This window comes from Xenorhabdus beddingii (assembly GCF_002127545.1).
Lineage (GTDB): Bacteria > Pseudomonadota > Gammaproteobacteria > Enterobacterales > Enterobacteriaceae > Xenorhabdus > Xenorhabdus beddingii.
Genome location: NZ_MUBK01000040.1, coordinates 1 through 14,042 on the forward strand (window position 1 = coordinate 1; position 14,042 = coordinate 14,042).

General features: G+C 40.6%; 15 protein-coding genes and 4 tRNA genes. 6 read left to right on the plus strand and 13 right to left on the minus strand.

The window, feature by feature from the left end; all coding sequences use genetic code 11:
* Positions 1-178 precede the first annotated feature (178 nt).
* The 9 genes from Xbed_RS17050 to Xbed_RS17090 all read right to left on the minus strand — a co-directional run bounded on the left by Xbed_RS17050 (position 179) and on the right by Xbed_RS17090 (position 5,998).
* Positions 179-265: transfer RNA gene (locus tag Xbed_RS17050), tRNA-Leu, on the minus strand.
* A 6-nt stretch (positions 266-271) separates the two neighbouring features.
* Positions 272-345, minus strand: a tRNA-Cys gene (locus tag Xbed_RS17055).
* Between the two features lie 4 nt (positions 346-349).
* Positions 350-425: transfer RNA gene (locus Xbed_RS17060), tRNA-Gly, on the minus strand.
* Positions 426-569: 144 nt separating this feature from the next.
* Complete coding sequence (gene pgsA, locus Xbed_RS17065) at positions 570-1,118, minus strand: CDP-diacylglycerol--glycerol-3-phosphate 3-phosphatidyltransferase (protein WP_086114048.1); 549 nt, start codon at positions 1,116-1,118, stop codon at positions 570-572.
* Positions 1,119-1,174: 56 nt separating this feature from the next.
* Entirely contained in the window at positions 1,175-3,007 is a 1,833-nt protein-coding gene (uvrC, locus tag Xbed_RS17070) for an excinuclease ABC subunit UvrC (RefSeq protein WP_086114049.1), read from the minus strand.
* Between the two features lie 22 nt (positions 3,008-3,029).
* On the minus strand, positions 3,030-3,689 hold the full coding sequence (gene uvrY / locus Xbed_RS17075; RefSeq protein ID WP_086114050.1) for a UvrY/SirA/GacA family response regulator transcription factor: 660 nt from the start codon (positions 3,687-3,689) through the stop codon (positions 3,030-3,032).
* A 352-nt stretch (positions 3,690-4,041) separates the two neighbouring features.
* Positions 4,042-4,443, minus strand: coding sequence for a GFA family protein (locus Xbed_RS17080; protein WP_086114061.1), 402 nt, complete (start codon positions 4,441-4,443; stop codon positions 4,042-4,044).
* Positions 4,444-4,483: 40 nt separating this feature from the next.
* Entirely contained in the window at positions 4,484-4,825 is a 342-nt protein-coding gene (locus Xbed_RS17085) for a hypothetical protein (RefSeq protein ID WP_086114051.1), read from the minus strand.
* 219 nt (positions 4,826-5,044) lie between these two features.
* The gene (locus tag Xbed_RS17090; protein ID WP_244182532.1) at positions 5,045-5,998 is read right to left on the minus strand and encodes a DMT family transporter; all 954 of its coding nucleotides are present in this window, start codon (positions 5,996-5,998) and stop codon (positions 5,045-5,047) included.
* 103 nt (positions 5,999-6,101) lie between these two features.
* On the opposite strand from Xbed_RS17090, the gene Xbed_RS17095 reads away from it, so the two are divergent.
* The 4 genes from Xbed_RS17095 to speD all read left to right on the plus strand — a co-directional run bounded on the left by Xbed_RS17095 (position 6,102) and on the right by speD (position 9,301).
* A complete protein-coding gene (locus tag Xbed_RS17095; protein ID WP_244182533.1) occupies positions 6,102-6,989 on the plus strand; it encodes a LysR family transcriptional regulator in 888 nt (295 codons plus the stop codon).
* Positions 6,990-7,260: 271 nt separating this feature from the next.
* Positions 7,261-7,533 carry a TetR/AcrR family transcriptional regulator gene (locus Xbed_RS17100; RefSeq protein WP_167371938.1) on the plus strand — a complete coding sequence of 91 codons (273 nt, stop codon included), beginning with the start codon at positions 7,261-7,263 and terminating at the stop codon, positions 7,531-7,533.
* An 18-nt stretch (positions 7,534-7,551) separates the two neighbouring features.
* Positions 7,552-7,785, plus strand: coding sequence for a hypothetical protein (locus Xbed_RS17105; RefSeq protein WP_086114054.1), 234 nt, complete (start codon positions 7,552-7,554; stop codon positions 7,783-7,785).
* The gene (gene speD, locus Xbed_RS17110; protein WP_086114055.1) at positions 7,778-9,301 is read left to right on the plus strand and encodes an adenosylmethionine decarboxylase; all 1,524 of its coding nucleotides are present in this window, start codon (positions 7,778-7,780) and stop codon (positions 9,299-9,301) included. Before Xbed_RS17105 ends, speD begins: the two co-directional genes overlap by 8 nt.
* Positions 9,302-9,403: 102 nt before the next feature.
* Here speD and Xbed_RS17115 read toward each other — a convergent pair whose 3' ends face one another.
* Positions 9,404-9,907, minus strand: a complete 504-nt coding sequence (locus Xbed_RS17115) for a GNAT family N-acetyltransferase (RefSeq protein WP_086114056.1) — start codon at positions 9,905-9,907, stop codon at positions 9,404-9,406.
* A gap of 143 nt (positions 9,908-10,050) precedes the next feature.
* Here Xbed_RS17115 and Xbed_RS17120 point away from each other — a divergent pair, with 143 nt between their 5' ends.
* The gene (locus tag Xbed_RS17120; protein WP_086114057.1) at positions 10,051-10,434 is read left to right on the plus strand and encodes a nuclear transport factor 2 family protein; all 384 of its coding nucleotides are present in this window, start codon (positions 10,051-10,053) and stop codon (positions 10,432-10,434) included.
* Positions 10,435-10,492: 58 nt separating this feature from the next.
* Here Xbed_RS17120 and cycA read toward each other — a convergent pair whose 3' ends face one another.
* The gene (gene cycA / locus Xbed_RS17125; protein ID WP_086114058.1) at positions 10,493-11,899 is read right to left on the minus strand and encodes a D-serine/D-alanine/glycine transporter; all 1,407 of its coding nucleotides are present in this window, start codon (positions 11,897-11,899) and stop codon (positions 10,493-10,495) included.
* A gap of 233 nt (positions 11,900-12,132) precedes the next feature.
* Between cycA and Xbed_RS17130 the strand changes: the two genes are divergently transcribed.
* A tRNA-Lys gene (locus Xbed_RS17130) sits at positions 12,133-12,208 on the plus strand.
* Between the two features lie 14 nt (positions 12,209-12,222).
* Here the strand turns inward: Xbed_RS17130 and Xbed_RS17135 are convergent.
* A complete protein-coding gene (locus tag Xbed_RS17135; RefSeq protein ID WP_244182535.1) occupies positions 12,223-13,380 on the minus strand; it encodes a site-specific integrase in 1,158 nt (385 codons plus the stop codon).
* The gene (locus Xbed_RS17140) at positions 13,263-13,610 is read right to left on the minus strand and encodes a helix-turn-helix domain-containing protein (protein ID WP_244182534.1); all 348 of its coding nucleotides are present in this window, start codon (positions 13,608-13,610) and stop codon (positions 13,263-13,265) included. The genes Xbed_RS17135 and Xbed_RS17140 overlap by 118 nt, the downstream gene beginning before the upstream one ends.
* Positions 13,611-14,042 lie beyond the last annotated feature (432 nt).

Consider the following 14,042-nt stretch of genomic DNA (forward strand, 5'->3'; position numbering starts at 1 on the left):
TTAAAAGCCAATGAATAATCACGCTGAGTGCGTTTACTTTCTGATTTCATAACACTCTCCTAAAGAGATGAAGGAAAGTGTCAACTTTATTTAGGACGGAACAGAGTCATAAAAAAAGCCCCCTTTACAGGAGGCTTTTTCTTTCTTTAACTCACTGTATTTACAGTGAATTTTCGTATGGTGCCCAGGGCGGGACTTGAACCCGCACAGCCTTACAGCCGAGGGATTTTAAATCCCTTGTGTCTACCGATTTCACCACCTGGGCTGAATTTGGAGGCGCGTCCCGGAGTCGAACCGAGGTAGGCGGATTTGCAATCCGCAGCATGGCCACTCTGCCAACGCGCCTTTTTGGAGCGGGAAACGAGACTCGAACTCGCGACCCCGACCTTGGCAAGGTCGTGCTCTACCAACTGAGCTATTCCCGCTCTTCTTCGAACTTGTTGATTTACTTAACTTGTTTCGTAAATCTCATGTGCCGTTCGATGCGTTGCATTCTACTTATTTCACGAAATGAGTCAACACAATTATTTATAAAACCTGTTTGTTCGATGATTTTTGCGCCAGTTCGATCAGCCTTCACGCAAATCAACCCATGCAGCGCTCAAATATTGAAACATTGACCAGAATGTCAATACTGCAGCAGCGTATAATAAGATGAATCCTCCCACTTCCAGCTCAGTGCAAGGACGCCATAATAAAGCAACCAATGCCGCCATTTGAGCAGTGGTTTTTATTTTACCCATCCAGGAAACAGCCACGCTACTGCGTTTTCCCAACTCAGCCATCCACTCACGCAGAGAGGATATGATGATCTCCCGAGCAATCATTGTCGCGGCGGGCAGTGTGATCCACCATGTATGATAATGTTCCGTAATAAGCACTAACGCGGTAGCAACCATGACTTTATCTGCCACCGGATCAAGAAATGCCCCAAAGCGCGTGGTCTGCTTCCACAAACGGGCAAGAAAACCATCAAACCAATCTGTTGCAGCAGCGATGACAAAGATAATGGCGCACAACATCGGTGCCCATTGGAATGGCAGGTAAAATGCCAAAACGAAGAATGGAATTAAGGCAATACGGAATAAGGTAAGCCATGTTGGAATATTTAATTGCATAATGCTTAGTAACTATCTGGCCATGTAAAGTTTATCAGTATGGTGCATCAATACTCTTAGTGTTTCAACGCATTATAGATTTTTTCTGCCAATGCATAAGAAATAGAAGGCACTTTTGCGATCTCTTCTACACTTGCGTTGCGTAATGACTGCAATCCCCCCATATATTTTAACAGCATTTGTCTACGTTTTGGCCCAATACCTGCTATCGATTCCAGTGTACTGGTTTTTTTCACCTTTTCCCGACGCTGACGGTGCCCTGTAATGGCGTGGTTATGGGATTCATCCCGAATATGTTGGATAACGTGTAAGGCAGGCGAGTCTGGGGGAAGTGCCATGCCTTCTCCCTCCGCTTCGAAAAACAAAGTTTCTAGCCCCGCTTTACGATCACTTCCTTTAGCAACCCCAATCAGTTTAGGATAGTTTTTATCCCATTCAACTTCCAGAGTGCTGAAAACTTCAATTGCCTGTGCAAGCTGCCCTTTACCACCATCAATAAAGATGATGTCTGGAATTTTGGTTTGATCAATCGCCTTACCATACCGACGACGCAAAACCTGATTCATCGCCGCATAATCATCCCCCGGTGTGATGCCGGTAATGTTATAGCGACGATATTCTGCGCGCACAGGACCATTGCCATCAAAAACAACACAAGATGCCACTGTCTGTTCTCCCATTGTATGACTGATATCGAAACATTCCATGCGCTGGATTTTTGTAAGACCTGTAAATGCAGCAAGTAATTCCAAACGCTGATGGATTGTTGATTGCTGGGAAAGTTTCGTGGTTAACGCGGTGGCAGCGTTTGTACGCGCCAATTTTAGGTAACGCGCCCGGGTTCCCCTTGGACGCGCTTGAATATGGATTTTCCTGCCCGATAATTCAGAAAGTGAAGTTTCCAACAGTTCTTTTTCAGGTAACGAGAAATCCAGCAAAATTTCCGTCGGCAATGTCCGGTTTTGGCTACCTTGAAGGTAGAATTGACCAAGGAAAGTTTTTACGACTTCATCCAGTTCTGTATCCACAGGAATTTTAGGATAGTAACTCCGGCTCCCCAATATTTTTCCCTGACGGATAAATAAGACGTGCACACAAGCCATACCGGATTCAAAAGCAACACTGATAACGTCAAGGTCATCCCCTTCCCCGGACACAAATTGTCGTTCAGTCACTTGTCGTACCGCCTGAATTTGGTCACGGTAACGGGCGGCCTCTTCAAATTTAAGTTGCTGGCTGGCTTCTTCCATTTTACCCACCAATTCAGTCAGTACTTGTTGATCCTTACCCGTCAGAAATAAACGGACATATTCAACCTGCTGCTGGTACTCTTCATCTGTTACGAACCCGCTAACGCAAGGGGCGAGGCAGCGACCAATCTGATATTGCAGACAGGGCCTTGAACGGTTGCGATAGACACTGTCTTCGCATTGGCGGATGGGAAATAGTTTCTGCAATAAAGCCAAGCTATCACGCACAGCATGGGAATTGGGAAATGGCCCGAAATATTCGCCTTTCGCATGTTTGGCGCCACGGTATAAGGCCAGACGAGGATGAGTATCACCACTCAAAAAAATATAAGGATAAGATTTATCATCTCGCAGCAATACATTGTAGCGAGGCTGATAAAGTTTGATGTAGTTATGTTCGAGCAGGAGAGCTTCAGTCTCTGTGTGAGTGATGGTGACGTCTATCTGAATGATATTTTTCACCAGTGATTCTGTCTTACGGCTGCTAACTTGTGTCCGAAAATAGCTGGATAACCGTTTTTTTAGATCCTTGGCCTTACCGACATAAATCACCGTACCGGTAACATCATACATTCGGTAGACACCCGGCTGACTAGTGACTGTTTTCAAAAATGCCTTTGAATTAAATTGCTCTGCCACTCTTTTCACCCATCAAGTTTTCTCACCCACCCTGGTTCACCATATTCTGTGCGTCAAGCAATCCGCAGCGTATTGCCATATGGGTCAATTCTACATCACCATTGATATTTAGTTTACTGAACATTCTATAACGGTAGCTATTGACTGTTTTAGGACTCAAGTTAAGCAGGGTAGAAATCTCATTAACCTTACGGCCTTGAGTTATCATTGTCATGATTTGCAATTCACGTTCCGAAAGCTCATCCAGCGGGTTGTCTTTCTGAGGAGATAACTGATTGAGTGCCATCTGCTGGGCAATATCAGGGGAGATATAACGCTGCCCTGCATAAACAGCCCGAATTGCGTTAATCATGTCCTGAGGCGTTGCCGCCTTACTCAAATATCCCCTGACCCCTGCCTGCATGACTTTCGTTGGCAAGGAGCTTTCGGTATAGATCGTCAGCATAATCACCCGCGTATCAGGTGAATAGCGGATAATTTTTTTAGCCGCTTCAAGCCCTCCTATACCGGGCATTCCCATATCCATAATGACAACATCCGTGCCGTTTGATCTGCACCATCTGACCGCATCTTCTCCACTGCTGGCTTCTCCTACGACTTTAATTCCTCTTGCATCATCAAGGATACCCTTCACGCCAATGCGAACCAGTTCATGGTCATCAACTAATAACACATTAATCAAACAACATCTCCACTAACGTAATACCCACTGAAATAGTGATAAATTGATAAGATCCAAAACCAAGCGGGTATGCTTATTTTATCTTCATGATTTTAATGAGATAATTGAAAAGCAGACAGCATTCTCTCTTGAGAGATATCAAGATCTTTTTGATGAGATAATGGATTATACTGACATTAGTGAGAAACAGAAAGAAAATTGTTACATATCAATCAAGTAAATTATTTTAATAATTTCATTTATTATGAAATAATTTGACTACACGGCCCAGTTTAATATTTTTTAGAACAATTGCCTTTAATACACAACAATATGAGTGAGGTTAATATTACCCTCACTCATATTATAACGATTATTTAAACAAGTTAAGTATGTCTTGTTTCGTCAACATTGGCGTCTTTTCAACAAAGTTATAATACGTTGGTTTGCTGTCCACATAAATCTGGCGGGATAATTTACTTGAATGATTGTTTTCAAACAAGGCAACGGGTACATAATAAGCACTGGGATGATGCAGGTGGTAAAAAAGATGAGTACCACATTTTCTACAAAAAGCACGTTCTGCCCATTCGGACGATGAATAGGCGGAAATATTTTCAGCACCGTCTATTTGTAGGTCATCTTTACAATCTACAGATAAAAATGGGCCTCCATTCCATTTTTGACAAGTATTACAATGGCATACATTAACTTCCTCTATGCTTTGATTGGTTTTTATACCAACAGCACCACATAAACAACGACCCTGATTCATCATTTCACTCTCTAGCCAAGACAAATTTATCGGAAAGACCTTAATCTTCATCATCGATGTGCCAACTATGCAGTATTCGATGGACAAAAGGTGTTACTACCATCCCAATAGCGATAAAAAAGATGGCCTGAAGAAATAGCCCATAAATAGCCGCAAAATATTTTCCCAGCATACTGACCGGCTCAATATGCAGATTTTGAGTTCCAATCATTGAGACAGAATTCAATATGGCATCAGGTATAGCATGGCTTTCGATCAAGAAAAAACCCAACACGCCCGGAATAATGCCGATCAAAAAAATAATAAATGCGTGAAAAATAAAACGCATTATCCGTAAAAGGAATCGATCAAGGCTAATTAATTTATCAGTAAATTTTTCCATATCAGACCTCCACTAATAAATTAGTTACCATTGTGATTGTATGTTAGTTTTTATTTTTATCAATGATCATTCGCCGAAGATCTCTGGCTGAGTATGGTAATAAGGCTTTTTCTCTTGAAAGAGGGAAAAAACGGGCAAATTGGGATCAGTTTTTATGGCCACCACAAAATTAGGCATGATAAATCATGTTTACTTTCATACTATATTCTTACTATCGATCTACCTTCTTAAAATTCCTTTAAATAACCTATCCACCGATATCATCCCCTGCCCCAAAAACACACCCGCAATAGTCACCACAATACCAACCATTTGTGCCAAACTGGGTATATCACCCATAATCATTTGGACTAAAAGCGCAAATATTGGCACGAAATTGAAAAATATCGCCGTCTTTCCTGCTCCACGAATCGCAACCCCCATATTCCAAAAAAGGTAGGCAATGGCGGAACCTCCAATACCTATATAGATACAAGCCAAATGGCTTTCAAACGTTCCAGATGACAATGCATGCAGTGGTGATTCAACAAAAATTGCAATAAATGCTAATATAATTGCACCAAAAAGCATCGTCCAACTCGTCGTTTCCAATGGCGTCGCATTTTTAACAAATACCCGTATTCCTACTGTATAAGTCGCCCAGCCAAGACTTCCCAGAAAAATAATCATATCACCAGTTGCCGACTGAATTATATCGCCTAAAATCCATTGACCATTGGTCATGACTAAAGCAACACCCAGCAAACTGATAACCATGCCAATTATACGTATAAGCCTTGGTAACTGACGATATATAATCGATTCCAGAATGTTGGCAGAAATGGGCGTTGTTGCCACTATCAACGCAGCCGTGATCGGGCTGGCACTTTGAAGACCAACAAAAAAAGCGCCATTAAATCCCGCGACACCAATTGCTCCAAGAACAATAAATTCCCGCCAGTTTTGTTTCAAAACCTTGGTATGAATTCCTTCTTTCCATGCTAAAAAAATGAAAATACAAATAACCGCAAAGAAAAAACGCTCAACTGAAGCTGTCCACGGTGGCAAATTTGCAAGAACGAATTTCGTTACCGGAAAATTTGATCCCCAAAAGAATGTTGCAATTAACGTTAGCATAACTGCGAACTGTGATGTCTTTCTCATATCCATGACCTTAATTTTTAATCTATTCATCCGACAAACTAAATCTCTTCTGGCAAAATGATTGTGACATCTTTCAATATTGAAATATTTAGATAATATTGGTGATCAATTTTTCATAAATGGAAATTACATCGTGCAAGCACTTATTTGGGATGATATTCGAGTATTCTTGACCGTCACACGAACAGGCACTATTAGTAAAGCCGCTGAAAATCTTGGTATTGGTATCGCAACTGTATCGCGAAAAATCGAACGACTGGAATCTACTCTCGGAATACCTTTATTTTTACGGCATCAAGCGGGTTATCGGCTAACGGAAGAGGGTGCAGAACTACTATTAAAAGCTGAGACGATGGAAATGGCAGCAAGTTCATTGCTGTTTGAAGCAGATACACGGGCAACCATTGCGGGAACAGTACGGCTTGCAACACTAGAAACATTAGCCAGCCACTTAATTATGCCAAATTTGCCCATCTTACAAAAACATCATCCAAAACTGGCATTAGAAATCACAACCGACCTCTATTCTGTCAATATCCACCGCCGTGATGCTGATTTAGCCCTTCGCATTACCAGACCTGAGCAAGGACACATCAATGTCCGGCAACTGGGTACATTAGGATTCGGTCTTTATGGCAGTGAAGCCTATTTAGCAACCTGTCCTTCTGGCATATTTAATGGCAAATACGACGACGCACATTTTATTGGCTGGACAAGCGAGCATTCGCAACTTCCTTCCGTTAACTGGCTTAAACAAGCCTTAAAAGGTCGCCCACTTTCAATCGCAACAACATCAATTTTTACTCAGATTGCCGCAGCAAATGAGGGACTTGGATTAGCTGTATTACCCCATATTGCTGGCAGCAATGCTGGGCTTATCTGTATTTCGCGTGATTTAGGCATAGATAAACCCATCTGGCTTACCATTCAGTCTGATTTGGCTCATTCACCGCGAATACGCAAGGTCGCAGATTTCCTGGCAGATGTGGTTTTTCAAAATCGAGATAAACTTTCAGGGTAAACTGGCATTGCGCGAAATTCCCGTAGGTACGACGGTCAGCTATGACGAAATTGGCAAACGCAACAGTTCACCAAAAGCGGTTTCATTCAAAAACAAATTAAATGGAAAAAGTTTATCTGGTTTATTAATTTTATATTAAACTAATTTCAAGTAATAATACAAAGGGGAATCAAACATCCTGAAATAAAATGTTTTATTGCAAGTCATAAGTATTTGATATAAATTTCATTATTAAAGTGACACAGTTGTCGTTTTTATGATGGGAAATCACATGAAGGCACAGAAAACGCAGCAGTATATCTTAAACAAATCACTCAATGTTTTTATTAGAAAAGGATATAGTCAAGTAACAATGACTGATATCATCAATGAATGTGAAGTCAGTCGTGGTGGGGTTTATCGTTACTACCCATCAATTAAAGAAATTTTCGTCGCGCTCGTGCAGCAAATGAATTCACAACGAGTAAACAATGGGTTCAAAAATTTTGCTGAATATTTAGAAAATGAAAAAAAAGACTTATTGAATATTCGCGACACCGTATGAGTCGCGGGTTATGAATTTATGATCCAGGAATCACAAAAAGACGATAGCCATATCGCATATGAAATTTATAAATCCCATATTCAAATTATCACCCTGTTGACTGCTCTTGATCAAAAGCAAGCAGAACAAATTTTTCTCATACTGGAAGGTCTCACAGTGATGGCTTTGACTGGTATCTTAACAACTGGGTTAGTAGAAACGCATTTCAGCTATATTACCGAATTAGCCTCAAAAAGAGATAGCCATGAATAACACACTAAATGCTATAAAAAACAATATGACATTGACTCACCCTGTTGAATTATTAGAGACATTATTAATACATTTGTATTTAGGCGAGCATACATCAAACAAGGCATTATCATTAAAAAGCGGCTTACCTATTCCTATCGTATCTGCATTTAAAAAAGAATTAGTAAAATTTAATTTAGCTGATAAAAAAGGTATCTTTAAGTTAAATGAAACAGGTGTGAAATATGTAAAAGACAGTCTTGGATATAAATCCGTTAACATACCTAAATATATATCATTATCATCAGATGAAAACAGAAAAGAATTTGAATGTGAACTATTGGCATTGTTGAAACCCATATATGAACTTCGGCCACAAGTGAATGTCATGTTAGATCAGGCTCACGGGACGCTAGAAACGGCTATACGCAGGGTCATGTTATTGCTTAAGAACCCGAATATATTTAAGCAGAAAATTTTATTTTTAGGCGATGATGATTTGACTTCCCTGGCATTAGGGATAGCACTCAAAATGCTCGGCCACTATAATTCACAAAATATTTGTGTCAAAGACATTGATAAAGAATTGCTGGAATTTATTAAATCTGTGTCAGAGAAAAATGATTTTATCATTAATACTGAATACATAGATCTAAAAAATGCTCATGGATATACAGGGAAATTCGATATTATTCTGACCGACCCTCCCTATACTCTAAGTGGACTCAAACTGTTTCTATCTCGGGCGATTAGTTTCTCCAGAAATGAGAACAGTGAAATATTACTGTCATTTGGTCAAAAGAGACCGGAACAACATCGTGAGATACAACGGTTATTTCACCATCAAAATCTGCTCATCAAGAATATCTACCCACAATTCAATGAATATCATGGTGGTAGTATCATTGGTAATGTTAGCGATCTCTATGTGCTTTCTGTAACGCAGAATACATACCCAACAATTCCAGAAAACAGTGCTTATTCAAGCAAGATATATACTGGTGAACTTAATCCGCGGGTAAAATTTTACCAGTGTAAGACATGTTATAATACGGTGACGATTGGCTATGGGAAACACATATTGACAATAGAAAAATTGATAGAAACAGGTTGTGCTCAATGTTGTGGTACAAAATTCCAGTATCGGGGACAAGAAAAAATTCCCTTACCCATTCATTCAAAACAGCGAGATACCAAACAACTGGGTACTCATCTTGTACTGGAAATGAAGCATTGTGATAGTCATAAATTAAAGTCTGTCTCTGAAATTAAAACAATAATGCTGGATGTTGCCCACAAATGTCATCTTAATGTTGTTACCCATAATTTTCATGAATTTAAACCCTATGGGGTTAGTGGCGTATTAATACTGGCAGAATCACATTTTACTATACACACATGGCCTGAATATGACTATGCAGCGCTTGATTTATTTATCTGCAATGAGTTTGAGCATCAAGACACCTTTATAACACAACTAAAAACCCAACTAAATTCACAAGAATATGAGTATAAGATACTACAACGAGGCTTCTAATGTTTAAATAAGAAAAACATTTCCCAGCTCCATTAAAATAAAAGGAAGCAGTCAAATTCGATGCTTCCCCTATATAATTTTTTATCATAAATGCCGAAAGCATTATACAAACCGATTATTCAACAAAGCCATCCCTATAACATCACAATATTGACCATTTCTAAATGATTGCATACGACGGATACCTTCCATTTCAAATCCAAATTTTGTATACAAAGCTATCGCCTTCTCATTATCCGCAAAGACTTCTAGTTCAATTCTGACACAACCTAACCAGTTGAACGCATAGTCAATCACGAATTCCATCATCTTTGAGCCAACACCTTTCCCTGAATAAGCCGCATCAACACCAATACCAATGCTCACGGTATGTCTTCGCCTTGGGTTGATATAAGTAAATAATCCCACTGTACCCACGACTTTGCCATTGACTTCAGCAACAAATCCAATATGCCCTTGCTCTCTATTTAGTTTTAAACGTTCCCGCCACATTTCATGCGAAGGACATGGACGTTGCAAAGTATTAGAATAAACATCGGGATGGCTATAGATTCGTTGATAATGTTCAGCATCTTCAGGCTCAGTCGCCCTAATTATAATTTCCATGTATACCTCTTTTCTGTTTGACTCCCTTTATAACTACCTGATAAAAAAACAAATGTAAATAGCATGTTAAAAAAATATTTAGTATAACAATCCTACCGATTAACGATATTATTTAATGCCAATTCATTTACCTTGGAGTTCATATGGTTCAGGGAAATTCAGCTATTTTTGAATTTATCAAACAACTTGAAGTCAGTCTTCATGGCGAAAAAAGAAATAATGCTAATTGGCTTCAATCTGTATTGCATGATGATTTTCTGGAAATCAGTAAATCAGGTTATGTTTATACTAAAAAAATCGTGATCACTGAATTAACCACAGAAATAAACACTACTTCCCCTATTTTTTCACAAGACTTCTCTATGAACTATCTGGATGAAAATATTGTGTTGCTAACTTATCAATCTTATGAAATCGATCAAACTGGCAATCCATTCAATCAGGCACTCCGTTCATCCATTTGGCAATTATCTGCAAGTGAAAAATGGCAGCTTCGGTTTCATCAAGGTACGCTTTTGACTCCATAAGGAAAAAATGGCTCAATATTTGAGCCATTGATATTTAATTAATGGGATTGATTGTTATTCAACAAGTAAGGCGGGTTTTACGTTTTTTCACAATCTGAAATCCAATCGCCAAAATAATGAACCAAACTGGCGTGGCGATTAATGCTTGACGAGTATCTGTCTGTAAGGAAAGCAGTACCAAAACAAAAGCAAAGAAAGCCAAACATATCCAGGACATCACAATACCAAACGGCATTTTGTACACCGAAGCCTGATGCAAAGCTGGTCGCTGTTTCCTATAAACCAGATAGGAACACAAAATCATGCTCCAGATAAACATAAACAGAATGGCGGAGACAGTTGTTACCAAGGTAAAAACCCGCATCACATCAGGGATAAAATAGATGAGAATGACGCCAAAAGAGAGGCATAAGCAAGTAAAGATCAACCCCGATGCAGGAACCGAGCGACGAGAAAGACGACTAAACTGCTTTGGCGCATTCCCTTCTTTCGCCAGACCAAACAACATCCGGCTGGTAGAAAAAACACCACTATTTGCCGAAGATGCAGCAGAAGTCAGAACCACGAAGTTTACAATGCTGGCTGCGGCAGGTAACCCGGTCAGGACAAATAACTCTACAAAAGGGCTTTTATCCGCAATAATAGCCCGCCACGGGGTGACCGACATAATGACAATCAGCGCCAAAACATAAAATGTGATAATGCGGATTGGAATGGCATTAATTGCTTTTGGCAAGGATTTCATCGGATTTTTAGTTTCTGCGGCAGCCGTTCCTACTAATTCAATACCGACAAAAGCAAATATCGCTATCTGGAACCCAGCGAAAAAGCCACTCAACCCCATTGGGAACATGCCACCGTCATTCCAGACATTAGAAAGTGAGGCAATATGCCCTGCCGGAGATTGGAAGTGAATTCCAATTAAGATGCCTCCCGTGACAATCAAGGCAACAATGGCAATAATTTTGATCATGGCAAACCAAAACTCCAGTTCCCCAAACAATTTTACCGTCGCAAGATTCAATGTCAGCAATACCAGAACACACAAAAGCGACGTTCCCCATTCAGGAAAATTCGGCGTCCAATATCCGACATAGGCAGTAATGGCAACAATATCTGCGATACCCGTAATGACCCAACAAAACCAGTAAGTCCAGCCCACAAAAAAACCGGCCCACGGCCCCAATAAATCCGCTGCAAAATCACTGAATGACTTATAGTGCAAATTGGAAAGCAATAACTCTCCCATTGCACGCATAACGAAAAACAGCATAAACCCGATGATCATATAAACAAAAATGATCGACGGCCCCGCAAGGGAAATGGTTTTGCCTGATCCCATAAACAAACCAGTACCGATGGCGCCGCCAATCGCGATTAGCTGTATATGTCGGTTAGTGAGACTTCGCTGTAGATGCGAATTTTCAGTTTCAGGAGTGCGAGTGGGTTGTATTTTTTCTTCCATAGTTGTATCCAATTTATTCTCACAGCATGGCCTTAATACCCTCAAGCTGTGTTTAAGGGAACATTGTGACATAGACAGCCGCGGTATTAACAGAAGGATTTCACATGAAAAACCAGACGGTTACAATTCAACCTACTAGTAAATGGCAGATTGCATGTATTTTGTTCGCTTGGTAAAAAAATGAATAGCACCCATTGACGTCTCGTTAACACTGGAGAATAATTAATCGTGTTGGGTCGTTAGCTCAGTTGGTAGAGCAGTTGACTCTTAATCAATTGGTCGGGAGTTCGAGCCTCCCACGACCCACCAATTAAATCAATGACCTACATCCCTATCACCTTGTCGTGCGCTAGTGACTGGGACGTAGGTGGGACGTGAGCACTAAAAATTACATCTATCTGTCTGGCATGTTCAGTCAAATGATTTGGTGCTAGATGGGCATATCTACGCACCATTTCGATTGACTCCCAACCACCCATCTCTTGTAAAATAGATAACGGGACGCCTGACTGAACCAACCAGCTAGCCCACGTGTGTCTCAGATCGTGAAATCTGAAATTTTCTATTCCAGCTCGTTTTAACGCTGCATTCCATGCTGTGTTATTATCAACGCGCATCTTCCTGATTGCTGGCGTCATCGTGCCGTCACTTCGATTTGCTGCTTTCTTGTGTACAAACACCCAATTATGATGACCCCCAATTTGCTCACGGAGCACCTGACAAGCAGTGTCATTTAAAGCAACCCCAATTGCTTTGCCTGATTTACTGTCTTCCGGGTGTACCCACGCTACTTTTCGTTGCATGTCAATTTGCTGCCACTCCAGATTAACAATGTTTGACCTGCGTAATCCTGTAGCCAATGCGAATCTAACGACGGATTTTAGTGGTTCAGGGCATTCGGATATTAATCTTACCGCCTCTTGCGGCTCCAGCCATCGAATGCGCTTATTCTTTGGCTGGTTAACTTTTATGATTGGAGCCTTGTCTAGCCATTTCCAATCTCTCTCGGCTGCCCTGAGAATAGATTTCATCAAGGCTAAATGAGAAGATTTAGTGGATTGTGATACTGGCTTCGGAACATAGACGGGGATATCCTTTCCCTTTTTGACATGGGCTTCTTTTTTTGCCAGCCAATTAGCCAATGCTAACCTATTCTGCATCTTACCTATGGCGGCATAAATTTTTGCCGATGTGATATCTTTCAATAGATATCCAGAAAAATGCTCGAGCCAGAACCCAATTAGACTCTTGTCAGTATCAAGAGACTTTTTGTCAGACTTTTCCTCCAGCCATCTGACGCACGCCTCCTCAAATGTGATATCAGGATAATCGCCAAGTTTATCAACTCTCCATAAGTCGGCTCTTAATTTGTCGTGCAGTTCCTGCGCTTGCCGCTTGTCCTCCGTGCCAAGAGACTGTTTAATTCTCTCGCCGCCTGGGATCGTGATGTCGGCGTACCAGGTCTTGCCTCTGCGGAATATTGACATTTATTACCTTCCTTAGCGTCAACCGCGCTCACGGTTACAGTGTGGATCGGATTGTTTAATGCGGCAATGCAATTTTGCCGAGTGATGAGATACGGAGATTGTTTTTTGGTTGGGTCTTTTCTTGCGGCTACTAATCGACCTGTTCGAATCCAATTCCTTAATGTTGGCGGCGATACACCTATAAAACCACATGCCTCATCAAATGATAGAGGGTATCTATCCATTATTTTCTCCTATAACGGTTAATCAATCTCCTGAGATACAATTTAAATCTCATCCTGATTAGTTTAATTCTGCTGACTCTGTCTTGAGTCAGCCATAAATGTTCGCATTCCTTACATGAATTTTCGTAATAGTACGCCTCGTCAAAATCCAGCTCTTTATTACAATGTATGCACCTCACTTCATCTCCTTCCTAACAATCCGCACATAATATGCCAGCACTGATTTAGCACTGAATTTCATGTGATTGAGTGGTTTAAATTTGGGCGTGTATTTATCGAGAATTGCGGTAACTGCTTTGTCGTCATATTTGAGCATGCTGTTTAACTCATTCAGGCATTCCCTTGCCACCGTCCTCCTTGCGTTCTCGTATGATTGGTTATTCATCGGTGATGATAGTTTTTATGTCCGATTCGGGAAACTCCATTATTTCC

What these genes read in the sequence shown, in the direction of transcription:
- Xbed_RS17140 (WP_244182534.1), bottom strand. Translation starts at nt 13,610, where the DNA reads ATGGATAGATACCCTCTATCATTTGATGAGGCATGTGGTTTTATAGGT.
- Xbed_RS17120 (WP_086114057.1), top strand. Translation starts at nt 10,051, where the DNA reads ATGGTTCAGGGAAATTCAGCTATTTTTGAATTTATCAAACAACTTGAA.
- Xbed_RS17080 (WP_086114061.1), bottom strand. Translation starts at nt 4,443, where the DNA reads ATGAATCAGGGTCGTTGTTTATGTGGTGCTGTTGGTATAAAAACCAAT.
- speD (WP_086114055.1), top strand. Translation starts at nt 7,778, where the DNA reads ATGAATAACACACTAAATGCTATAAAAAACAATATGACATTGACTCAC.
- Xbed_RS17115 (WP_086114056.1), bottom strand. Translation starts at nt 9,907, where the DNA reads ATGGAAATTATAATTAGGGCGACTGAGCCTGAAGATGCTGAACATTAT.
- Xbed_RS17100 (WP_167371938.1), top strand. Translation starts at nt 7,261, where the DNA reads ATGAAGGCACAGAAAACGCAGCAGTATATCTTAAACAAATCACTCAAT.
- Xbed_RS17085 (WP_086114051.1), bottom strand. Translation starts at nt 4,825, where the DNA reads ATGGAAAAATTTACTGATAAATTAATTAGCCTTGATCGATTCCTTTTA.
- pgsA (WP_086114048.1), bottom strand. Translation starts at nt 1,118, where the DNA reads ATGCAATTAAATATTCCAACATGGCTTACCTTATTCCGTATTGCCTTA.
- Xbed_RS17090 (WP_244182532.1), bottom strand. Translation starts at nt 5,998, where the DNA reads ATGAATAGATTAAAAATTAAGGTCATGGATATGAGAAAGACATCACAG.
- cycA (WP_086114058.1), bottom strand. Translation starts at nt 11,899, where the DNA reads ATGGAAGAAAAAATACAACCCACTCGCACTCCTGAAACTGAAAATTCG.
- Xbed_RS17105 (WP_086114054.1), top strand. Translation starts at nt 7,552, where the DNA reads ATGATCCAGGAATCACAAAAAGACGATAGCCATATCGCATATGAAATT.